This is a genomic window from Holdemania massiliensis AP2, from assembly GCF_000327285.1.
GTDB lineage: Bacteria > Bacillota_I > Bacilli_A > Erysipelotrichales > Erysipelotrichaceae > Holdemania > Holdemania massiliensis.
Window position 1 is genome coordinate 854309 of the sequence record NZ_HE998568.1, and the last position, 24064, is coordinate 878372.

Below are 24064 nucleotides of genomic sequence, written 5' to 3' on the forward strand. Positions count from 1 at the left end.
TGATTATTTTCTTTTCTTCAGCATCCATAAGGCTGCACCCACGGCCACGATCACAACAGCGCCGCCGATCAACATCCATGGGGAAGATGCGGATTTTTCTTCCGGCTTCACTTCCGGTGTCTTTTCCGGCTGAGCTGTTGGCGCAGCAGTTTCCGGCTGCGGTTCATTCTGAACCTGGGACTCTGATTCTTCAACGGATGTCGATTCTTCTTCTGTTTGCTGCTTGTTTCCAAACAAGGAACTCCAGAAGCTGCCGGTGGATTTTGGTTTTTCCGGAGCTGCCGGTACGGCCGGATTCGCGGAATTCACCTCATCTGAGGAATCTGACGGCGGGTTGGGAACAGGGTCCGGCAGGCTGCGGGTAATCACATAGACGCCGTCGAGCACCGTCGTATGGAATACGAGCTCATCGCCTTCAAATTTGAAATCGGAGATCGGCTGATAAGAAACATGATAACGAACCAAATGAATTCCGTCTTTCTTTCCTGCAAATGGAATGCGGACTTCATACCGCGTTAAGCCGCGGCTTCTGGAACTGCCCATTTTCAACTGCCAAGCCTTGACAATTTCCTGACGGTCGAAGTTTTCATGATCAGCAGTCACATCCTTAACTTCCAGCGAGTCCGTATCGGTAAACAAGCCGATAACTTTAATTCCCTGTTCACTGATCAGCGTCATTTCTTCCGGGTTCGGCATTACAGTCACCGTAATGGTCTTTTCAGCTTCATTGCCGGCGGAATCCGTGACCTTGTAGGTGACATGATAAACTCCGGCAACCGTGGTATCGACATCATTGGCGATGACATGCTCAGAAGTCAGAGTAAGTTCCTGATCTTCCGCATCGCTGATGATAGCGTAATCAAGCGGATTGAACTCACTTCCCAACGCAATCGCGACATTGTTGGCGGTGATCACCGGCGGATTATCTGTGAAGGCCGTGACTGTCACATTCACCGTTGCCTGATGTCCGCCGTCGCGGGAAGTCACGGTAATCACAGCCTGACCTTTCTGTTTCGCCGTAATCAAACCCGCCGCGTCTACTTCTGCAATAGAATCATTGCCTGACGTATAGATTAACTGCTTATCCGTTGCCTTTTCCGGCGTGACGGAAGCTTCAATCTGAGCCTGAATCTGAATCTCCAATGTCATTTCCGGCTGGGATACTTGAACGCCTGTGACTTCAACAATCTCCGCACGATAGGCTTCCATGCCTGCGATCAGAGCTTCACGCATCTGTTGAATTTCAGCACCGGTGAACTCTCTGTCAATCAGCGCTTCTGTTTCAGCGATGGCATTTTTCAGCTGCTGATAACCAGCATAGCTGCCGACCAAATCTTCACTGTAACGGCTTGCCAGCACTTTGGCTTCAATCAGCTGATCCACAATTTCCGGATTGTAATACGCTTCAAATTCAACAATGCCGTAACCGCCGTTGGTTGCTGTGCGCTTAATTCCCTGGAATTTGACGAATTTGACTGTCATTTCATTGCAGTTGATGACGAACTGTCGATTCTGACCGTCGGTAATATCCGCCATGACTTCAAAGTTTATGCCGTCCATGGAACCCAGAATCTGATATTCTTTGCCGTAAACCGTTTCTGAGAACCAGGTAATCCGAACTTCATTGATGGTCCGGGCTTCCGGCAGCTCCATCAACAGCCATTGATCCTCAGCTTCCGCATCCGTGATTCCTTCATAATTCGATGCCCAGCGGGTCTTAGTATTCTGATCGACTGCGCCAGCTGGTGTTATCGGTGGATTTGCGCTTGGCCGATTAACAGTGGACGAAGCGGTTGCCGCCGCACCTACCATCAGATTTTCGGTACCCTTGATATCAACGTCTGCCTTGATTGTACAAGTTGCTTGATAGCCACCCTCTTCCGCAGCCGCGGTAATCGTCGCGATACCAATGGCATGGGTGGTCACGACGCCGTTTTCATCGACTGTCGCTACGCTTTCATCCGAAGAAGTCCATGTTACATTCTTATTGTTGGCGTCTGCCGGTTCAACGTTGGCCTGAAGCGTCACCGTTTCCCCGCGCATCACTTTCACTTCTGTCTGATTTAATGAGATGCCTGTAACCTTCGATTCAACCGTAATCTCAATTTGGGCACTGACTTCGTTATCCAGAGCAATCGCCTTGATCACAGCTGTTCCGCCATTGACTGCCTGAACATAGCCGCTCTCATTCACAGCAGCGACTGCAGGATCACTGCTTTCCCATCGAATTGCTGAATTGTAGGCATTCGCCGGCAGGATCGACGCATGCAGCTGCACGCCTTCATTCTTGCCTAATAAGTACGAATCACCTTCGCTGATGATCACTTGCTCAACGTGCAGTACCGCAGCGTTGAAATCACGGCTAGCCATTTCCAACTCATTGACGATTCTTGCCAATTCGGCATCCTCATAGGCGGCACCCAATTTTATTAAGGCTTCCGCGGCTGCCAGCGCTTCTTCCACCTTTTCTCTGAGTTGATTGTACACGGCTTCTGAAACAAATGCTGAAGCATCACCGTACTGTTCCAATAACGTTTTTGCTTTATCCATCGAGGCACTTAACGAAACCTTTTCATAGGCCTCAATCTCGAAGATCGAATATCCGCCCTGATAATGCGAACGTTCAATTCCCTGCATCCGCAGATACTGTGTTTCTGCGGCGTCAAAGCTCAGGGTATCGTTACGCGGGGTCTTGCCCGCATTGGCAATGACCGCATGGTACAGATCAAAATATGTTTCCCCATCCAAGGATCCCTGCAGCAGATATTCGCGGGCGTTGCCGGCTTCCCAGGTAATGACGACTTGGGAAATCGTGCGCTTTTGTCCAAGGTTGATATCCAGCCACTGGTCGTTTTCTCTCGCTTTGGTTTCCGCATCAAGATTGCTGCCCTGTTCGTCATTGCCTTTGGTATAATTTGATGCCCAGCGGGTTGAGGAATCGCCATCATTAGCGAAAGCCGGGGCACGGTTTTCACCTACTTGTGAAGTTCCCGTTGCAGCATGCGCACCGTTAGCCTGCGAAGCATAGTTGATCGACTGATTGTCATAGGAAGTTCCGAGTTCAATCCCTCTTGGCTGACCATCCTTGATGTCAAAACGAACCTTCAGCGAAACAGAATTGCCTTCCGCCCGGATGATCTGAGCATCGCCGCTCAGGATGCTTAAATGCTGCGGATTGACATTGTCAATCGTAATTGTGATTTCACTCAATGACCGCGTAGGATCACTGACAGCCAGACGCAGCGTTTCTGCATTGTCCGCCTTATCCAGAATCACAGCGGACGGCTTGTCAACGGTGACATCCCCCGCTGTACCGGCGACAAAGAAATTCATGGCGATCTGACCGCTGGCCAAATCTTTCAGGGCATGAACTCCGCCTTCCTGCTTGATAATGGCAATGTGTTCATCCGCACGATAGCTGGCTGTTTCTTCCTGACTTGCCTGCGGCAGAACGATGTAAGCATACTGGCTGTCTGTTGGTTTTTGACCATGCTGAACCGCAAGCGATAAGAAGTTGTTGGTTCTTTCTGTATAATCCGTAAATTTGGCAAGCTTGTTGACGTCATTCCAGGTTCCTGTTCGTGTTTCCTTTTTAATCAGGACATCCGCGGAATCCAGGAAGACATACCCGATGGCATCATCGGCATTGCCTTCCAGCCAGGCATAGCCAGGATTGCTCAGCACTTCTTCGCCATTAGCATTGAGATAAGCGTTTCCATCCACAATTAAAGTATTGGATCCATCCGCTTTGATCTTGCGGTTATCCACAATCGTTTCAACGGTGGCAACCTTCGGGTCGCTGCCGTCGTTCGTAATCCCTGTGCCTAAGAAAATCAGCTGATCGCCAAAGACAAAGTAGGATTTATAAGCGCTGATGCCGGAACGGCTGCCGCTGACATTGGAATCATTCCCGGTTCCGCTGGCACTCGGCTTACTGAACGGTTTATCGCCGGTCAGAATCAGACCGCTGACCCCATTGACGCCATCCAGCGTGACGCCGCCCGCCCAGGCAGACTGACCGCTGGTGTTAAAGCTGATATCCTGATGGGCCGTGGTCACGCCGCTGACACGGTAGTTATCCACAGTCGCAAAGTAATGGTCGTTATACTGACTGATATCGGAGGTATAGATCTGGGTATGTCCCATTCCCTGATAACGGCCTTTGTTGTTTTCATTATTTCCCTGCTCGGTGTTGTACATCCGCTTGGATGAGTTGGAAACGGTGAAGGTGAAATCTTCACGATGAACCACTGTTCTGTCCATATAGGAGTAAACGTTATAACTGCTCTGACGGGTCGCAGCCTCGACATCCTCAGTATTCCGCAGTACCTGAACGCGAATGTAATCACTGTAAGGAACCAATGAGAAATCCTGGGTTTGCGTCTGACTGAATTTCTCCTGGGCAATTGTTTTCAGTTTTGCACGGATCTGGGCTGCCGATTCCGTATCGACAGTTTCCGCATACTGCAGAATCGTTCCCATCATCTTCATGCCCATGGTATCGCCCTGCTGAGCCATTCGGGATACCGCACGGCCGCGGACTAAATCCAGAACGTTGCCGCCGTAGGATAAGAATGGGATAAAGGAATCATTCAGGAATGTTTCATACAGGGCGACGTTTTCCGGACTGACGGCCTGCTCGGTAAAGTTCAGCATGATGATGCAGTTCGTCAGCTCATCCAACAGGACAAAGCCATAGGAGCCATTATAAGGAATGGAAGTATGCTGGATGAAGCTGCCGTCCTTGTAGAAGCCGTCGCCGGAGGTGACATAAGTAAACAGCGGCGCCATGCAGGACTGAGCATGCTCAAGACGGCTGCTGCTGCCTTCAAAGGCGGCGCGCTTGATCACGATGGAAACTTTATCAATCAGATTGGCGCCGGTTTCTTTCAGACTGCTGTTGAGCCGATAATCAGCTTTCGGAACAAACCGGTCGATGGTTGCCACAACAGACTGTTTCATCGTTGCCGGCATTTCATCGCGCATCAGGAAGGAAACATCCATCATTGAACGCGGGCTGCCGATTTCCCAATCCCACCAGTTTGACGAGCCTTTTTTGGTATTCGGTCCATATTTATTGGCCAAAATGAATTCCATGGCTTCTAAAATCTGAATTCTTACCGCATCCTTCTGATACAAAGCGGACTGCGGTGTCTGATACTGGGTCGCGATCATCTTCAGGCGATCCAGGGCTTCCGTTACCTTTGCCCCCATTTCCGCATCATTCATCGCTTTGTCTGTCCACAATTCGCTGGTATCCGGGGACATCGGATCTTTCATCGTATCCAGATAATTCCGGGATTTCTGATCCAGACTTTGAACATTCTCCAGATAAACAGGATCCTGGAAGGTTCCTGAGGAATCACCGACTAATTCATTCACCCAGTAATTCATGATCTTTTCATAAGCCGTATCGATTTCACTGGTTTCGACCAGGTATTTCATCGCCTGCTTTATAGACTCCAGCGCCGCATCGACCGCATCCTGATCCAGCTCTGATGAACTGAGCAGTGCCTTGGCTTCAGTCAATGCTGTTTCCAAACGAGCCCAGCTTCCCTGCGTATAATTCTCAGAAGACAAGGTTTCAGCTTCAGAAATTGCTTCTTCCAAAGCCTGAATCTCAATCTTATCGCTGTAAACTGTCAGCGGAACCGAAGCTCTCATCAAGGAATTGGATGTTGAGGTGGCTGTAATCAACGTCTTACCTCGCCCGACAGCACTTACTTTCCCATTTTTATCAACCGTCGCTGCCTTAGAGTTGGATGAAGACCAAATGACATCCTGATCCTCAGCCTCCTCCGGAATAACCTGAACTGCTGCCTGGGCTGTGTCATTCACCGCTAATCGAGAAACATTCATCTGGACTTCCAGTGACTGTGCGTAAACTGGAAGCGGTTCAGATGTAGATACCGGAATGATCTGGAAATCATCAATCCAGAAAGTACCGGTACTTTTTCCAGATTTTAAGTAAAGATTGACTAACGATGTCGGTTTATCCGCTTTGTATTCACCTTCAAAATGCGTCCACTCGGTATTGTTTTTGATCGGGTGATCTACGTTAAAGATTTTCAAATTTAAGCTCTCAGAGCTCATATCTGCAGTCTTGTACCAAAATGAAATCTTGTAGGTCTGGCCTTCGACAAACGGATAATTCTGAAGTTTGAAATACGCTTCATTGGTCGCACCAACGCGTTTTTCAACACGCACGGAACATTCGCCTTCATGCTTATCCTGCTTATCCTGATAAGCCATGTAATATTGAGTTAAGGCTTGATTGCCATCATAGATTTGATAAATCCATGGCTGGGTCTTCAGATCATTTTCCCAGATATCTTTATCCCACCAAGTCTTCGCTGGCTGCTGCGGATGCGGAATTACGACGGGTTCCCACATTTCAAATCCACTGTTGTCGAGGATATTCTCGTTGGTTGCATCCAAAGCCGCATTGAACTGACCAAACACTTCGATTTCCCGCAGATCGTAAAGATCTGTCGTTTTCTCCATCAGCTCCAGCTTGATGTAACGGGCATTGCCTGCGGAAAGCGAATCCATAACCTGCGGCTGATTCACTTCTGCCACTTTTGTCCAGGTCTTCCCTGAAATAGAAGTGCTGAGCGTATAATGCGATGGTTTCTGCTCTCCCCAATGCAGCTTCACCTGGGCATTTTCAACCGCATGATCCAGCTGCACGGTAATTTCAGCACTGGCCTCGGTCGAAGTCCAGCCTTTTCCATATTGATAATCAACTAGGCTGAAGGCTGAGGTCCCTTCATCACTGGAGCTTACCTCAACAGCAGCTCCCAGGGCTAAATTCTTACGCAGATCCGGAGCTTTTTCTTCGGAAAGCGTCAGATCCGCACACAGCAGATAATGATCGGAAAGCTGATTCTGAACCACTTCAAAATTGTCGATCTGGATATTTTTCGTCGCCAGAATATTATCCACAGCAAACACTTTCATTGCCGGATCATCGTCAGGCCAGTAAGTTCTTTGCCACTGATCATTGCGGCCATTCGCCATATTGAAGAAATCCAGCATGCGGGAAAACTCATAGGTATCCTGATCCGCATTGAAATCACCCATGATCACTTTGTATTCGATCGGATCCTTCGCAATCATGTTGGCCAGCTGCAGAAACTGCACCTGACGCAGTTCCCTGGCGGTCATTTGTTTTGGCGTCTGTGCGCTCAGATGGACATTGTACAGCGCAATCTGTTTGCCTTCTTTTTCAATTACGATCCGCTGAGCAACCTTGGTTGCTTCTAACTCGTAAGTTTCCAGAGGACTTGCGGAAGATTGCAGAATCGGATAATGCGAAACAAATCCGATCCCAAATTCCCCACCCTCATAATTGCGGAATTTCGCAAAGTCCGTATGCGATAATTCGGAACTCGTTAAGCCTGCCAACATATCCACATTATTACGGTTATTGAACATATCGACTTCCTGAACCGCAACAACCTCCAGGCTGTTTTCCGCAATCACACCGGACATTTCGCCAAGACTGGAATATTTACCCGCCGCAATATTCCAGGTTCCGACACGAAGGGTCACCGGCGACGCTGTCGGCTCAGCCAAGATCGGGACAGCCTGACTTGGAACGATCACAGTCAATGCTGTGACAATGGCTGCCAGAAAACTGAACAGTTTTTTCATCTTACTTTCCTCTCTTCCCCTGCTTCCGCCCCTTTTCATTCCTTAATTATCCGCAGTCGGATAAAGAAATAAGAAAAAGTTTGTAAGCGTTATCACGTTTTCAATTTAGCATGGGAAAAGAAGCTTGTCCAATAAGCATTTCCAATCCATAAGTAATATTTACTAATCTATAAATTATACTTATATATCGTTGAAAGTCTTTTATACAAGTGTTATTGAAGAATACAGAATCTAACTTTACGACGTTCAGCGAAATAAATCGCGATTATATCTGGAATTTCCATGTTGACTAAAGGTTAAAACAAGTTTTCATTTTAATTCTTAATTTCTCGTTTTTAATTCTTATTCTAACTTTATCCGCGAGCTGAAATTTTAGGCTTTTCAAAGCTCTTTCTTAATTCTCTTTCACCGGAAGGCGGAAATGCTCCCCGAAATTGCAAAAAGATTTCTCAGACATTCGCCAAGAAATCTTATCTGCTTATCTTTGAAGAACCAAGGCTTTCACCAATCCGAACCATTCTCTTACGGTATACATCGGAATCAGCGAAGGCGGAGTATCCGAGTTCACGGCTTCAATTTGTTCGATCCCCAACTGTTTAGCCAGAATTGACGCCCGCAGCTGATGGAAGCTGTCCGTAACAATCACAACCTTTTCACTCAGTTCGTTTTGTCTTAACACTTTAAGCGAATACTTCAAATTTTCGCCTGTGTTCCGCGCCTGATTTTCCTCAAGAATCCGTTCGGCTTCCAGTCCGTTATCCGTCAGCCACTTTTTCATTACAGCACTTTCTGTATAGGTTTCGCCTTCGCCCTGTCCGCCTGTCACAATGATCTGACTCTCAGGATGTTCCTGAGCATACGTTAAAGCGGCCTGCAGACGACGCTGCAGAATCAGGCTGGGACGATCTTCATTGATCTTCGCGCCCAGGACGATGACAGTGGACCCCTGATCATCCGCAGAAAAGAAACGAACATGGGCCGCACTGATCATCAGGACAATTAAAATAAGAGCCATACCGCTGCCGATCAGCCCCAGACAATTTACTCGCCGTTGACCGCGTTTTCCCAGCTTTTCATGAATGAGGGCCTCACCAATCAGCATCATGCCCAGAATTAGAAAAAAAGCATTGCCGAACTGCAGTGAAACCGTAATCCATGTCAGGCAGGCATACCCCAAGCAAAGGCCTCCTAAAATGATTAAAATTCTTTTTCTGTTCATCTTCGTCACCTGCCTTTCCCCTGTTAGAATATCATATTCTATTTAAAATACGGGGAAAGTCAGAAAACCTTAAGTTCACTGTAAGTGTTTCTCCTGTTTCTTTCTTTTTTATTCCTAAATGGAATAAGAAAAGAACAGCAGCGCCATCATAACGGCGATTCCACCCAGAAACCGATCGCTGTGTTCTCCGTGATCTTCACTTTCATTTTCCGAAACTTCTTAGGCAGTATTTCAACCTTTTGAAGAAACATTGCTGATGATTTCAAGGATATAGAGCGCAGTTAACATCGCTCCTGCAAGAAGCAAAATAATACCCGGGAGTCTGATGCAGAAAATAGCGTACCGCGTAGGTTCTCCGCCTTTGACAAAGAACTGATACCGCATTTCCCACATTTTTTCCGGTTTGGAAAAGATAAACCATCCCAGATAGATTATGATTAAGCTGGCCATGATGATGAACATCCTTCCATTCTCCATTCTTAAACTTCAGAATCATTCCTGCATTCAGCTGATTTTTACATCCATGAATAAGGATTAAATGTCCGGTTTCTATCCACCTTGCTTGTCTGGCAATACAAAAAAGCCGGCAGCTGCCAGCTCTTATGAATTCTGTTCGCGATTTTTCAATTCTTCCAACAATTCCTTTTTAATGATGCTGAAAACTTCTTCATCCGAGGTCAGCGGTACACACGTCCCAAAGATATTCGCCAGCTCTAATTCCGTTTTCGCTTTGTTCATACGCAGATTAATACTTGCCTCATCCGAATGATACCGCTGTCGGATCTGTTTTTCCAATACGGCCAGACTTGTCGGCACGAGGAAAAAAGCTTTGTTATCCGGATGTTTAATCCGAATTTGACCAACACCCTGAGCTTCCACTGAGATCAGTACATGCTTACCCATAGCTGTCAAAAACTCCACATGTTCTGCCGGTGTTCCGTAATAATACCCATTGAATTCTGTATATTCCAGCATTCGATGATCCCGCACGGCATCCGCAAAATCCTTATGATTGACAAAATAATAATCTGAACCATCCCGTTCCGTTTCCTTCTTTGGCCGTGTGGTCAGGGATATGATATCCATTAAGCCCAATTCCGGATCATTCAGCAGCTTCTGACGAACCTGATCTTTACCAATACTGCTGACGCCGCTGAGAATCACTACCAATCCTTTTGCCATAAACTCGCCCCTCCCTAAGATTTCATAATGTAGTTATACCGCAAATGCGGCATGATGACAAATGTTTTCTTAAAAATTGTAAAATTTTTCAACGCGATGATTTATTTACATTTGCATTTGCATTTCTACTGAAATCTGTTCTTCTGGATCTATTATATCAAGAAAAGCAAGATGGCTGAACAGAATCCCTGACAAATTTTAATTTAGCTGCTGCTTTTACTGCACAATTAAAGACGTCAGACGGTCAAAGAAGCATAATCAAAGCTCCTTTAAGGCTTCCTGTTCCTGCTCTTAGAAAATAAGCGCAGCACTCAGATTAAAGCCGACGCTAAAGCCTAACAGGACAGGGCCGTCCCTGCCTGACGCTGCATAAACTCAATGAACAGCTGTTGGGGCAGGGTAATCTCTTCGTCACTTCGGGTAATGGCATAAATACCCCACGCATCGGTTTCTCCCAGATTTAACGGCAGCACCTTCACTTTGGAAACAGAGGGATGGCTGTCCTTGCGGTAATCCGGAAAAGCGAAACTGACCGATCGATTTTCCAGGACCAGATTGCGGGATATATTCACATCGGCCGTAATGATCGAAAAGGTGGGCGCAAAGCCATTTTCATGACACTTCTGAACATAATAGCGATGCAGATCATACTTTTCCCCAAAGCCGACCATCGGTACGCCTTTTAAATCCTGAAAGGTCAACGATTCCTTTTTCGCTAAGGGATGATCAACGTGCAGGCAGACATGCAGATCACTCTTCTTGATTAAGCACGAACGAAAGCCTTGAATATACGCTGGGGTTGTTCCGATTAACCCCAGGTCCGCCTCGCCTTCTTCAACATGGCGCAGAATCGCTTCATTGTCTTCTTCTTTTGTGGACAATAGAATCGAAGTATACGCAGTGGAAAAGTTCGCAAACATCTCCGCTGAAAGATTTAAGACAATTCCCGCGCCCATGACTATCCGTAATTCGTTTTTCTTATCCTCTGCCTGTTTCAGCATTGCCGCCTCAAACTGGCCGAATGACCGCACAACTTTACTGGCTTCCTTCTGAAACACTTTCCCTAAAGGCGTCAGTGCCAATGTATTTTTGCGATTGATCAACAACGGTGACTGCAGCTCAGTTTCCAGCTGCCGGACAGCCTGAGCAACGGCTTGGCGGCTGATATATAATTCCTCCGCGGCTTTGGTATAGTTGAGCGTTCGGCTGACGGTTAAGAAATAACGCAGATGCTGGATATCCATCCATACTCCCCCTGTCTTTTCTGACTGAAACTAAACTTGATCATTTCTGAACAAAGTAATTTTCTCTTGCGCCTTCGCAAAAAAAGACTGCTTTTTACTTGGTCAGAAAACGCCTACAATAACCATTAAAGAGCATTGTGCATTTATTGTCAATCCTGACATAAGCGAACAAAGCTCATAAAACGAGGAGGAAAGAAATGAAAAACACAGACAAAGCAACATCTGGAATCTCCCGACGGGACTTTATCAAAGGCGCGGCGGCCGGAGCCGTCGGCTTAGCCGCAGCCGGTATGTTGGGCGGATGTGCCTCAGACAACGAAGTCAAAACGCCGGAAGCTTCATCAGCCCCTGCTGGAAACAACGTTTTAACCGCAGAGACCTTTACGCAGACAAAATGGTCATTTGAAATTGCCCCTGATCCGATTCCCGAATCAGAGATTAAGGAAACGATCGAACATGATATCATTGTCATCGGTTCCGGTATGGCGGGTTTATGTACCATGTGTTCCGCGATGGAACAGGGAGCTGACGTTCTGATGTTCTCCGCCGGTTCGCAGCCGTATTCCCGCGGCGGTTCCAATCATGCCGTGGGTTCCAAATATCAAAAAGCGAAGGGAATTGATTATTCACCAGAGATTGCCCGGAAAATCGTTAAAACCGAACAGACTTCCGGCACTTATTTCATGGATAAAAAGAAATGGGAACGCTGGATCAACAACAGTGCTGAATCTGTAGACTGGATGATTGACAAGATGGAAGCCAAAGGTTTACATGTATGCCTGGAGCCAGGTTATTATGATCCTGACGGAGTCCTGACTGTACCGAGTGCTTCCCACAATTTCTGGAATGAGGAACAGCCGTTCGGCGCTTTATTCGGCGCCCCGCTGCAGGCTCAGGCTTATGCCAGCCATATCGCTGACATGGGCGGTGAAATTCATTATAAAACGATCGCAAAATATCTGATTCGCGAAAATGAGAATACCGGCCGAGTATCCGCGGTCATCGCGCAGAAAGAAGACGGCAGCTATGTTAAATATGTCGGACGCAAGGCGATTGTCCTGGCCACCGGCGACTTCTCCCGCAATAAGGATATGATGGCCAAGTATTCACCATGGGCGTATGAAATTTTCAAGGATACACTGTCGGATGAGGTTGATTACGATGCCGGTTTAGTCTACAACGGTTTAATGCCGGGCGATGGACAGAAAATGGGATTGTGGGTCGGCGCAGCCTGGCAGAAAACTTATCCTTGTGCTCCGATGATCAACGGCGGTGTTCCGGGACCTTCTCATGCGGTTATTTCCAACTTCTGGGGATTGAATCTGGATGTCCGCGGTCAGCGGTACCAGAATGAAGTGACCAATTTTGCCTATGGCGCCATGTCTGTCCTGCAGCTGCCGGAACGGACTGCTTTCGGGGTTTGGGATGTCAACTATGCTTACACCCAGGATCAATGGGAACCGTTTGGCCACTGCGTCGATGAAGAAAACGGAATTAAGGCTTATTCACCGGAAGAATATATTGAAATGTGGAACAGCAATTCCAACTACTTCAAAGCGGATACCTTAGAGGAATTGGTTGAAAAGATGTATGAAGGCTACAGCGATGAAGTCAAAGCCAATGCCCTCGCCAGCATCAAGCGCTACAATGAATATGCCAAGGCTGGCCTGGATGAGGAATATCATGTTAATCCGGAAGTTCTCTATCCGATCGACACCGCTCCGTTCTATGGCTCCAAAGTCACAGGCGCAACTTTCTTAACCGTCTGCGGCGGTCTGCGCACGAACGATCATCTGCAGGTCTGTGACGCGAATGATCAGCCGATTGAGGGCTTGTACAACACAGGCATCATGGTCGGCGATTTCTATGCCAACTCGTACAACTTCGTTATGCCTGGACAGAACTTAGGGGCTGTCTGCTGCACATTGTCCTATTTGTTAGGCCGCGAATTGGCTGAGCTTTAATTGAATTGAATAATCCGGCGAGTCTATGTTTGCCGGATTTTCTTATGCTTTTTTTGTTTAATCCCATAGGGCAAAAGCAGAGGTTAATTTTTTAAAGCGCCGGATACATTCTTGTTTGTTCTGCTTATCGGATTCATTTTGAATAAAGCATAGAAAATAGCTTCCTGTATACTGGAAACTGCGTTGATCGCCTTGAATTAAGACATGAGTCAGTTCAGCAATTCCAATCGTATCATAATGCTTCCCAAAATAGATTGCCCACAAAACATCACTTTCACAAAAATAAGGTCCGCCTGGATATGCCCCAACCAAACCTTCCGGCTTAGCAATCCGGCAGGTCTGTCCATTCAATTCCAGCACAAGAAAATCAACAGTACTTTCCAGTTCCATTCTTCCCTGCGGCTTCACATCATCGACATCATTACCAAATTGGAAAACCGAAAGTGTTTTTAATCCCCTGAATTCTTGTTCTTCACAACCAAGATTCAAGATAAAAACAACGCCTAAAACGAGCAATGCCATAGAAATAAGAATAATTCCCAACCAGTTTGTTTTATATTTCATCATGACCCCCACACAATTCGTATGCTGTTTCCTTTCTTTAAGCTTAATCCTTTTTTTCAGTTCTATCAAAGTAAATATTTGAAATGAAACATTTAAAAACCGCAGGTGATCTGCGGCTTTTAATGGTCTGTATGACCCAATTCCAATTTCTTTATTGTCTAATTAAACAAAATATTCAACAGGTTTCTTTGTTGACAGTTTTCCTTCAATGAATTCACGCTTAACAGCCGTGTCATAAGAACGGGCATTGAATTCACAGACAAAGGAACAGCGCATGCAGTTGATGCATTTTGATTCATCAATTTCTAAAGTCTGCGGATCAATCGCTCCTGTAGAACAATTCGTAGCACAAGCTCCGCACTTTACGCAGTTTTCCGCTTTGAATTCTTTCGGTGCTACGGAGATTTCCTTAGCGAAATCAACTTCCGCGGAACCTTCCAGCTTCATCGCCTCAATCGTACCGCTGTTCAGCTTATCCATGACTTTCTTCGCAAATTCCGCCATGGTCTGATTGTCCTCAACATTGGGCCGGCTGTGGCCTGCTTTGGCGTTGCTGGAGAAAACATGCGGCGTAACCAGACCGATCGCTCCGACAACCACAAACCCCTGAGCCGACACAATGTTGGCAATGTTGGCATAGACGTTTTCCGCGGCTCGGTTGCCAAAAGCACAAACAACTACGCAAGGTGTATTATCTCCTTTTAAATTAGTAAACAGACCTTCGATCATTGGAATCTGTCCGCCATAGGACGGCGCGGCTACAATCGCCAGATCCTCTGCGGTAAACGTGACTTCCTCAGTCCGAGATGCGGCGTTGGTCAGGTCAGTGAATTCAACATCATCCGAGAACTTCGCAGCCAACATCGCAGCCGCATTCTTCGTTCCTTCCGTTGGTGAAAAAACCGCAACCTTTACATGTTTCGATTTTGGTGCTTCCGGGGTTGTCGGCGCTTCTTCCTGGGCGCACCCTGCCAAGCCCATTAATGCTGCTCCGGCGGTTAAAGCGGCAGTGCCTTTAATGAAATTTCGACGTGATATTTCCTTTTTCATTTCTAAATCCTCCCTCGTCCCTTTCATTGTATCAGGCTTTGTCCATTTTTCAACAATCAATTGATTATTTTTACAATTGTCCAATTAATTTTCTTAACTATGAATTTGTGCTATAATGACAGGCAAAGAGGACGCGACCATGAATGAACGTAATGCCCAATTAAAAAAATCCCGAATGAACCGCTACTTCATCGATGCTGTAATCTCTCTTGCTGATACCCTGTCTGTCGATGCGATCACGCTAAGACAGGTCGCGGATGCAGCCGGCTATAACAGCGCAACGCTGTATAACTATTTTCAGAATATGAATCAGCTGATCGCTTTCACCTTGATTGACCGGATGAGCCGGATCTGGGTTGAAGCTTCCCAGCTGCAGACAAAATGCGACAGTTCACTATATCACTATCTTGGACAATGGCTGGCACAATGCCGTGAGTCATTTCAGCATCCGCGTCTTTTCCTGTATTTTTTTCAGATGGAGGACAAAACCAAGATTTATCAGTGCATTCCGGATTATTTTGCGGTTTTTCCTGAAATCCAGGAACAGCTTAACCCTAAACTTTCCGCTCAAATTCAGGAAACTGATTTTATAAAAAAGAATCAGAATATTCTGCTTCCCTGCGTTGAAGATGGTTATTTCCGAGCTGAGGATGTAGACAGCTTAATTGCAGCTGCCGATATCCTTTTCGGCGGGATTCTTCTTCAGATTCTTCGGCATCGCAATGACCCGGCGACCCCTATTCATTACACTCAGGTCTTCTTCCGTTTCCTGCATTCCTTTACTGACGCTTATCTGCAGAAGCAAAGCCCGGAAAGTGAACAATTTTATAATCAAGTAGAACGTTGGAATACACGGCTGCCTAAATAGCTTTTTTATCGTTTGTCCTTCACGTTTCTGAGAAGTTCCCATTATATGAATACTATGCGTCTTTAATCCTGCTTTTGCCGGATCCGCCGATTCGGGATGGATCTAGCGGCAATGCAAAACGTTCGAGGAATATCGCCAGCGTAATCTTCATTTTTTCTGCAAGCTCAGCCGCTGAATCCCGCTTCCGCAGAAGTTGGCGCCCGTCCTGTTTTTTTAGTTTCTTCGCTGAGGACGGCGTTTTCTGCCATTTTACTTAGAACATGCTATAATACCTTAAAAGCAAACGCTAAGAAACAGAAAGAGAGTCGTCATTCATGAAATACTTTTCGATGTTGATCAAACCGGCTTCCAGCGCCTGCAATCTGCGCTGTCAATATTGTTTTTACTGCGACGTCGCCAAAAACCGGAAAATTCCAACATATGGAATCATGGATGAAGCAACCATGAATTTACTCATCGACAAAACGCTGGGCTTCTTCCATGAGGAAGTCACGATCACCTTTGCCTTTCAGGGGGGAGAGCCTACCGTGGCAGGACTGGATTATTTCCGCCGATTTATCCGCCGGGTCCATCTTAAAAAGAAGCGTTTTCATCATTTCCAATATGCCTTACAGACCAATGCCACCTTACTGAATGATGAATGGATTGCCTTTATGAAACAGAATCGTTTTCTGGTTGGGGTTTCGTTAGACGGCTATGCCGCGCAGCATGACGCGATGCGGCCGGACGCCGAAGGTCAGGGGACCTTTTCACGGATTATGGAGAACATTGAAAAAATGCGCCGGGCCAAAATAGAATTCAACATTCTGACGGTATTAACCCGACAGCTGGCTCAGCATCCTAAGGAACTGTTTGATTTCTATCTGCATCATCATTTTGATTATATCCAGATTATTCCGTGCCTGCCGCCGTTTGAAGAACTCAACGACGCCTATTCGCTGACGCCGCAGGCTTTCTTTCATTTCTATGATGAATTCTTTACGCTGTGGCTGGAAGAGCTGAAACAGAATCACTATATCAGCGTGACGCTGTTTGATAATCTGATTCCACTATTTGCGGGTGTTCCGCCGCAGCAGTGCGGTTATCTTGGCTTTTGCAGCATGCAGTTTGTGGTTGAAAGCGACGGCAGCGTCTATCCCTGCGACTTCTATGTCCTAGATCAGTACAAGCTGGGAAATCTGCGCGATTTATCACTGAACGAGCTGATGAAATCCCCAACGCTGCCCCAGTTTTTACATGAACCGCATCGGACGACGCCGCTATGCAAAACCTGCCGCTACGCGCGAATCTGCCATGGGCAATGCCGGCGGATGAACGTTTGTTACTTCGATGATCAGTTCTGCGGCTATCAGGCGTTTATACAAAAACATGAAGTGATGCTTTCCCAGCTGGCTCTGACCCTGCGCAGACAATCCTGAAAATAAAGCCCCCTTTCCATAGCTTGGATTGACCGCAAAGACAGTCGTCTATGTAAGGGGACTTTTTAACTTTTAAACAGGAATCCTATATTCTTGATACTCCCATAAGTCAGACGGAAATCTGCTCAATTTATCTGTAGATTTTTGTTTAGGTATAGAAACCATTAAAATTTTTCTTAGCCTTGTCATAGCAACATAAGCAATTCGCATAAGTTCATTATCCAATGGAGCAGAGTTAAGATTTGGTATTGTCAACAATCAGTAGTGTGGCATCAAATGATTCCCCTTTTCCACAGTTGCTTCCACTAATAATTGCATTAATACCCTTTTTAAATGAAGCTGTAATACCCACATAGTCAAAAATCCTAAAATTGCGTATCATCACTTTTGAAATATACATAAGTTCAGCTCATTTCTTCAATACTCATCATTTAGCAAGAAATCTGCAATGTGCATGGTCTTGATTCCCTCGTAATTACCTCCTGCAAATACGTCTGTGCGCAACACATATTTAGGGTAGTTGTCCCGGATATCAAGCAGTCTACCGTACTCTCGTCGTTCTGTCTCAGGGGAACCGATCTCCTGTGCTACTTGGATGTATAGTTTGTTTCCCTGTTTAACGGCAATAAAATCTATTTCAGCGTTGTCTACCTTCCCAACATAAACTTTATATCCGCGGCGGAGCAATTCCAGATAAACAACATTCTCAAGCATAGCGGCCACGCTGTCTGGCGAATATCCCAATACACTGTAACGTAGAGCTGTGTCCGCCAAATAGAATTTCTCCTGGGTTTTCAAAATTTCTTTTCCTTGTATATCGAAACGGCCGCAACGATAGAGGATGTAAGCGTTCTCAAGCTTGCTGAGATAATTGTAAACTGTTTCGTTATCAATAGAACGATTCTCACTTTTTAGATACTTGGAAATAGAAGCGGCTGAAAAAGTCCGCCCAACATTGTCAAAGGCAAACTTCACAATACGCTCCAGTTGATCCACCTTGCGGATTTGATTACGTCTTACAATGTCTGTAAAGATCGTGGAATTATAAATATCCTTAACAATAGTATAAACCTCATCCGGTGTATATTTTTGCAGATGAGCCGCAGGGAAACCACCGAGCCGCACATAATTTGCAAGTTCTGCGTGAAGATCGAGGACTTCTGCGTATTCCTTTCGAAAGATCATATATTCTGAAAAGGACAAAGGATAAATACGAAATGCAATATAACGCCCTGTCAGATAGGTCGAAATTTCAGAGGACATCATCCTTGAATTAGAACCGGTTACATAAATGTCCACATCATAGTCTGTCATAAGGGAGTTTACAACCTTTTCCCATGATTTCACTTCCTGAATCTCATCGAGGAAAAGATAGGTTTTCCCTTCCGAAGACAAGTGCTGCTTCAAGTGGGAAAAAAGCGCTTTTGCTGTTTTAATATCCTCATATTCCAGAGAATCAAAGCTGTAATGTAAAATCTGGTTCTCCCGGATACCTTTTTTTTTCATTTCGTCTATCAACATTTTTAAAATGGTTGATTTACCACAACGACGGATTCCGGTCAGAATTTTGATAAACGGCGCATTCACATAAGTCATTATCTTTTCAACGTAAATAGGTCTGTAAATCATAAATGCCACCTCCTGTTTAATAGTCTACCGCTTATTCCGAAAATTATAAATAGTTTTTTAGATTATAACCGCAAAAATCTATTTTTTTAGATTATTTTGCGGATTTGTAAAAAACAATTGACTTCCCATTACGATGTTAACTTCTCGCTAAAATATCATCGCAAGAAAGTGAGGCGAGCATCACTCTGAAAGTCTAAATCTTCAGAGTCCCTCTCTGTTTCTTGTGAGGTGTGTATTCCAATGTTCTTGAATCGTTTTCGTTCAGGACGCAGCTGTTGCACTTTAAAGTAAGTAATCCGCTTCAGTTTGTTTCCCTTGTTTTGTTTTTCTGAATAATTCTTTTAATTGTTGGTCTATTTCCCGACCGTTGATTTCGACTTCTTTTATTTTTTTCTCGATCGCTTTGCATTGGACTTTCTGTGCTTTCTTCTGATTTTCTCAGTTAGTCTTATTTTACAAGATTTTCTAACACAGTGCTGCTGACCCAGCCCAAGCGGCCCTCGTGTTTGCAGAAGACCCGGTCGCCATATTCCTGAATCACCGCCACTTCCTGTCCTGAATGCAAAGGCAGCCAGCAGCTGGTGCTGTTGAAGCAATGCGTTTTCCCCTCGATGATCCGCAGGGCGCCGCGCGGAATTTCCAGCAGCCTATTTGTTTTGAGATGACGAACCTTAAGAAACGCCCCGTCCTCTTCCAACACTTCAATTTCACTTTCAAAATAACGCACAAAAACCTGCAGCTCCTTTGGGGTTCCGACTTGTTCTCCAATGACCCTGCGCCGGATTAGATGATCGGCATAGGCTGTCTGAAAGTGCTGGAAATCCCCCTGTTCGACAATCAAGGCATTGAGCTGACCATGGGCATGCATACCGCACCCGCCGTCAATCGCAAATAAATTCCTGTCTTTCAAATAGTGAACGCCGCAGTCAGCCTGCCGGTCACTGAGCGCCACCGTCGGCATGTGACCAACGATCACCGGAACTGAAAAACGGCAGTCAGAATTCAGCAGAAAATCATTATCCTTCAGCATCAAGCGCGGATGATTCTGACGTAAATTCTCAATGTTCTGAATACTGGAATGCACCGCGGCATAGCCCTGCCCCGCAGCAAGCAGCGGCAAATCTCTTAAGAAAGCAAATTCCTCGGCATACGCCGCCGTCAATCGTTGGCGCAGAATCCCAAAATCCGTTTTTTCATCAATCGTAATGCCCTGGGCCTGCGCCATCTCACTGATCAGCGACTGCCGCGTCCGCAGATATCCCAGCTTCATCGGCAGCGGAATGGTTTCTTCCAGCAGCTGTTCAGCTTCATCATTATTGCCTTTTAAAACGACGACACGTTTTTGCCGGCTTAAGGCCATCACCTGATGCAGCGTATCCAGACTGGCACGGCCTTTTTCAATCAGATCGCCCAGCAGAAACAGCGAATCCTGCCCTGGCACATAGTGAACCTTGCGCAGTAATTCCTTCAGCAGCTCGCCCTCGCCATGGATATCGGATATAAAGAGCGCGCGGTTCTGACTCAGATCCTGATAACGAATGCAGGAATGATCCAGCATCAACCCTGTACTCCGCTGTGCTTCAGCCAGCTGCCTCGTTTATAGTAAAGAAACAGGGTGACTGCCGACAGACTCCAGGTCAGAGGATAACTCCAGAAAACAACGACAATTGAATTGACGAACAACATCGCCAGCGCCAGAAATACCTGACGGATAATGCAGTAATAGAAAACATTGACCAGCATCGGAACAGTCGTGTTGCCGGTTCCGCGCACCGCTCCGGTCAGCACCTGAGCGATATTCAAAATCGAATAGAACGGCACCAGGGTGCGCATCATCCACGATCCATAATAAATGACATCGGCTTCTTGCGAGAACATCCGGATGCACAGATCCGAGAACAGATAGGCAGGAATGCCAATCGCAATGACAATACCAATCCCCATGAAAATACAGGTGTGGATTCCTTTTTTGACGCGCTCAATCTGATTGGCGCCCATATTCTGTCCGACAAATGTAGTAATGGCCAGCATAAAGCTGTTGACCGGCAGACCGAGGAAGTTATCAAACTTATTCGCCGAACTGAATCCGGCGATGGCCGCTGAACCAAAGCGGTTGACATACGACATCACTAATACATTCGAGAAAGAAACGATCATTTGTTGTAAACCGCTGGGTATGCCGACCCGCACGATTTGAATCAGCATCGGTTTATCAATGCGGATTTTATTCGGAAGGAGCCGATAGCTCTCTTTTGTGCGCAGCAGCGTGAAAGCCACAAGAATACAAGACACGCTCTGAGCGATCAGCGTGGCCCAAGCCACCCCGGCAACCCCCATCTTCATATTGATAACAAAGACCAAGTCCAAAATAATATTCAATACACTGGCAATGGTCAGGAAGTACAGCGGACGGCGGGAATCGCCTACGGCCTGCAGAATTCCAGCTCCGGAGTTATACAGCATCGTTGGAATAATCCCCAGAAAATAGATCCGCAGATACAGCACGGCCATTTCCATGATGTCTGCCGGTGTTCCCATCCATTTCAAAAACAGCGGCGTTAACGTGATTCCGGCAATCATCATCAAAACTCCAAAACAAAGCGTGAAGGCTACAAAGGTATGGATCGCCGTATGCATTTCCTCCAGCTTTCTTGCGCCGAAAAACCGGGATACGAGAACACCGGCCCCCGCGGCCACACCCATGAAAAAACCGATCAGCATATTGATCAGCGGCGTACTGGCTCCCACCGCAGCCAGCGCCTGATGACCGACAAAGTTGCCGACGACAATCGAGTCGACCGTGTTGTAGAGCAGCTGGAACAAATTCCCCAGCAATAATGGAATTGAAAAGAGTAACAGTTCCTTCCAGATCACACCGGAAGTCATTAAACCACGTTGTTTCGTTGCCATGCGTTTCCCCCTTATCGCTTTTTAACTTAATTAGAAATAATTATAATCCGTTTTTAGGGAATTGTTAATCTTTCTTTACAAATCAGAATGCTTTGGCGGCCAATGCAGCGTGACAAATCCGCCGCGCTTGGTTGTCGAGCGCAGCCACAACGCCAGATCGGCTTCCTTGATCTTGCTTTCATCCAAGAACGTGATGATTCCGGTTTCCGGATTCAGCGTGCTGATCATCACCCAATGCCATTCATCAATCCGCTTTTCTTCACCGGCGCACAAATTCAAAAAGGCAACAGGCTCATCCTGCTTTAAGGCCGTTTCCAAAAACTGACTGACTTGCGGCCATCCGCATCGTTGGGATGGATCCTCCGCAATCGCCAGCGCCGAAATTTCAAAGTTCAGGTTCTGCGCGGCGCGGTATTTTTCCAGGCCTTCCGTGAATTGGGCTACGCGGTTGACTCCGCCTGGCCCGGGCTGAATGTAATTCCACATTTCCATCATCTGATCCAGCAGACACTGACGGCTTGACAACAACGGTTTGCGCTGCAGAAGACGCTGCTTCTGTTTTTGATAAAAGATCAGGGAAGCCGCCGCACTCGGACCGCAGCCTGCTTTACGCTGCCATAAATCGCCATACCACAGCTGATTCGCACCCCAGCTCACCTGACCGCTGACCGGCTCCACCAAACACATCGCCTCGGGAAACAAAATTGCCGACATGATTACCGCCCCTTTCTTTTCTTTCGCATCATTCGATATCCCTAATCATAGTCCTAACTTCACCCAAAAGCAAATAATCTGTTCCCTTTGCTTTTTTCCCTTTTTAGTTTTTGGCTATGACTTCCTGTCTATTTTCTAACTTCGGTTTAAAGCCGTGGAAAATAAGGGGAATTTAACAAAAAGAATCTTGAATCTATAGACAAATTTTTTTCTTTCCCCGGGCTTTCCATCATGATTCAAAACGCTGATCCAGGCCTTTTATCCAAGCTTTTTATCTTTGATATTGATGTCTTAATCCATAAAAATGATATAATTAATTTATAAAACATAACTTTCATAGGTTTAATCCGTTTCATCCGGTCCGCATTGCCACCTTATCAAGACAATTGTTTTTTATTTCATCACGGGAAAGGATGCGTTTTATGAAAAAACTGAATGTCTTCAACACTGTCCTTTTGGTTCTCGGATTGTCAGCCTTGTTATTTGCGATCAATGCTTATCGAAAAACACTGCTTCTTTTTAATCCTCAAGCAGTCATCGCAGCGTATTTCACTTTCGGTTTGTTTATCGGACTGGCATTCCACCGCAAAGACATCCAAAAGATTTCCAAAGCCTCAATCATTTCCGCTTTCTGCATCGGCTTGCTTTATCTCTTTCTGCTCTCTTTGACCGCGCCGCAGTTCAATGCTTTCCGCCTGATCTTAATCAGCGATACTTCCATGCTACTTTTGGGATTAGGGCTGATCGAAATTCTGTTTTGCGGCAAATAAAACTCTCTGCGGCAAAGTTGATCTGTCTTGACGCCTTGTTGATAAGCATCGATTACCGGATTGAATAGAGATGATAATCCAGTTCAATCCGGCCATGCTAAGACAAAAGGAGTTGAACGCATGACTTTTTTTGAAATGATCCTGCGCAGTGTGGGTGCAATTCTGGTTCTCGTTCTGGTCGCCCGGCTGAACGGACCGAAGCAGATTTCACAAATGACGTTCTATGATTACATCGTGGGAATTACTACCGGTTCCTTAGCGGCCACAACCGCTTTATCCGCAGATATTCCTTTGCTTCATGGACTGGCTGCGATTGCCTTCTTTCTGCTGGCGGGCATCTTCATGTCAAAACTGACCAATAAAAATAGGCTGATGCGGCGCGTTTTAACCGGAACGCCGATTGTCGTTATTGCGCAGGGACAAATTCAATGGACGGGCTTAAAACAAGCCCGGCTGAATATTAACGAACTGCTCAGCTGTCTGCGCAGCGGCGGTTATTTTAATCTTGAAGAAGTGAACTATGCGGTCTTAGAGCCGACAGGAAATCTGTCCGTTCTGCCCCATGATGCCGCCCGGCCGCTGAAGCTTACCGATCTGAAACAGGATTTCATTCCGGCAGCATTGCCGGCCAACGTCATCATCGACGGACAGATTCTCCATCAAAATCTGCAAGCCCTCGGACAAAGCGCAGATAAACTGCTTGATCAAATCCAGACGCAGAAAGCATGCAGGATAGATGAGATTGCACTGGCAACCTTAGACGATCAAGGAAAGCTCGTTCTTTATTTAAAGAACAAAGCCCAGCCGCAGTCAATCCACCGCTTCTAAACTGTCCTTGTCTTCCTCCACTTTGCCCAAGCGTCTTTTTTCAGCCGG

At 46.2% G+C, this 24064-nt stretch carries 16 protein-coding genes; 5 read left to right on the forward strand and 11 right to left on the reverse strand.

From position 1 onward, the window contains the following. Positions 1–3: 3 nt before the first annotated feature. The 5 genes from BN162_RS11800 to BN162_RS11820 form a co-directional block, all read right to left on the reverse strand. Complete coding sequence (locus BN162_RS11800; RefSeq protein WP_020225318.1) at positions 4–7656, reverse strand: polysaccharide lyase family 8 super-sandwich domain-containing protein; 7653 nt, start codon at positions 7654–7656, stop codon at positions 4–6. 478 nt (positions 7657–8134) lie between these two features. Then, on the reverse strand, positions 8135–8875 hold the full coding sequence (locus BN162_RS11805; protein ID WP_081587907.1) for a YdcF family protein: 741 nt from the start codon (positions 8873–8875) through the stop codon (positions 8135–8137). A 231-nt stretch (positions 8876–9106) separates the two neighbouring features. Continuing rightward, positions 9107–9352, reverse strand: a complete 246-nt coding sequence (locus BN162_RS19320; protein ID WP_154651816.1) for a DUF6199 family natural product biosynthesis protein — start codon at positions 9350–9352, stop codon at positions 9107–9109. A 123-nt stretch (positions 9353–9475) separates the two neighbouring features. After that, positions 9476–10057, reverse strand: a complete 582-nt coding sequence (locus tag BN162_RS11815) for a guanylate kinase (RefSeq protein ID WP_020225321.1) — start codon at positions 10055–10057, stop codon at positions 9476–9478. Positions 10058–10392: 335 nt separating this feature from the next. Beyond that, positions 10393–11301, reverse strand: coding sequence for a LysR family transcriptional regulator (locus tag BN162_RS11820; protein ID WP_020225322.1), 909 nt, complete (start codon positions 11299–11301; stop codon positions 10393–10395). A 197-nt stretch (positions 11302–11498) separates the two neighbouring features. Here BN162_RS11820 and BN162_RS11825 point away from each other — a divergent pair, with 197 nt between their 5' ends. After that, a complete protein-coding gene (locus tag BN162_RS11825) occupies positions 11499–13265 on the forward strand; it encodes an FAD-dependent oxidoreductase (RefSeq protein ID WP_020225323.1) in 1767 nt (588 codons plus the stop codon). A gap of 57 nt (positions 13266–13322) precedes the next feature. Here the strand turns inward: BN162_RS11825 and BN162_RS11830 are convergent, their stop codons facing one another. Together BN162_RS11830 and BN162_RS11835 are read right to left on the reverse strand one after the other, a co-directional pair. Continuing rightward, positions 13323–13829, reverse strand: a complete 507-nt coding sequence (locus BN162_RS11830; protein WP_020225324.1) for a hypothetical protein — start codon at positions 13827–13829, stop codon at positions 13323–13325. A 162-nt stretch (positions 13830–13991) separates the two neighbouring features. Continuing rightward, positions 13992–14879 (reverse strand): 4Fe-4S binding protein, encoded by an 888-nt coding sequence (locus BN162_RS11835; RefSeq protein ID WP_020225325.1) that lies wholly within the window; start codon positions 14877–14879, stop codon positions 13992–13994. Between the two features lie 139 nt (positions 14880–15018). Here BN162_RS11835 and BN162_RS11840 point away from each other — a divergent pair, with 139 nt between their 5' ends. Beyond that, positions 15019–15747, forward strand: a complete 729-nt coding sequence (locus tag BN162_RS11840) for a TetR/AcrR family transcriptional regulator (protein WP_020225326.1) — start codon at positions 15019–15021, stop codon at positions 15745–15747. A gap of 314 nt (positions 15748–16061) precedes the next feature. Further along, positions 16062–17165, forward strand: coding sequence for a radical SAM/SPASM domain-containing protein (locus BN162_RS11845; RefSeq protein WP_020225327.1), 1104 nt, complete (start codon positions 16062–16064; stop codon positions 17163–17165). 417 nt (positions 17166–17582) lie between these two features. Here the strand turns inward: BN162_RS11845 and BN162_RS11850 are convergent, their stop codons facing one another. The 4 genes from BN162_RS11850 to BN162_RS11865 all read right to left on the reverse strand — a co-directional run bounded on the left by BN162_RS11850 (position 17583) and on the right by BN162_RS11865 (position 22418). After that, positions 17583–18794, reverse strand: coding sequence for an ATP-binding protein (locus BN162_RS11850; protein ID WP_020225328.1), 1212 nt, complete (start codon positions 18792–18794; stop codon positions 17583–17585). 448 nt (positions 18795–19242) lie between these two features. Then, complete coding sequence (locus BN162_RS11855; RefSeq protein WP_020225329.1) at positions 19243–20352, reverse strand: metallophosphoesterase; 1110 nt, start codon at positions 20350–20352, stop codon at positions 19243–19245. Next, positions 20352–21704 carry an MATE family efflux transporter gene (locus BN162_RS11860; protein ID WP_020225330.1) on the reverse strand — a complete coding sequence of 451 codons (1353 nt, stop codon included), beginning with the start codon at positions 21702–21704 and terminating at the stop codon, positions 20352–20354. Before BN162_RS11860 ends, BN162_RS11855 begins: the two co-directional genes overlap by 1 nt. Before the next feature lie 75 nt (positions 21705–21779). Next, positions 21780–22418: a hypothetical protein gene (locus tag BN162_RS11865; protein ID WP_020225331.1), complete on the reverse strand. Its 639-nt coding sequence runs from the start codon at positions 22416–22418 to the stop codon at positions 21780–21782. 422 nt (positions 22419–22840) lie between these two features. On the opposite strand from BN162_RS11865, the gene BN162_RS11870 reads away from it, so the two are divergent. Next, positions 22841–23188, forward strand: a complete 348-nt coding sequence (locus BN162_RS11870) for a hypothetical protein (RefSeq protein WP_020225332.1) — start codon at positions 22841–22843, stop codon at positions 23186–23188. 120 nt (positions 23189–23308) lie between these two features. Then, entirely contained in the window at positions 23309–24016 is a 708-nt protein-coding gene (locus tag BN162_RS11875) for a YetF domain-containing protein (protein WP_020225333.1), read from the forward strand. The last annotated feature ends 48 nt before the right edge of the window (positions 24017–24064 follow it).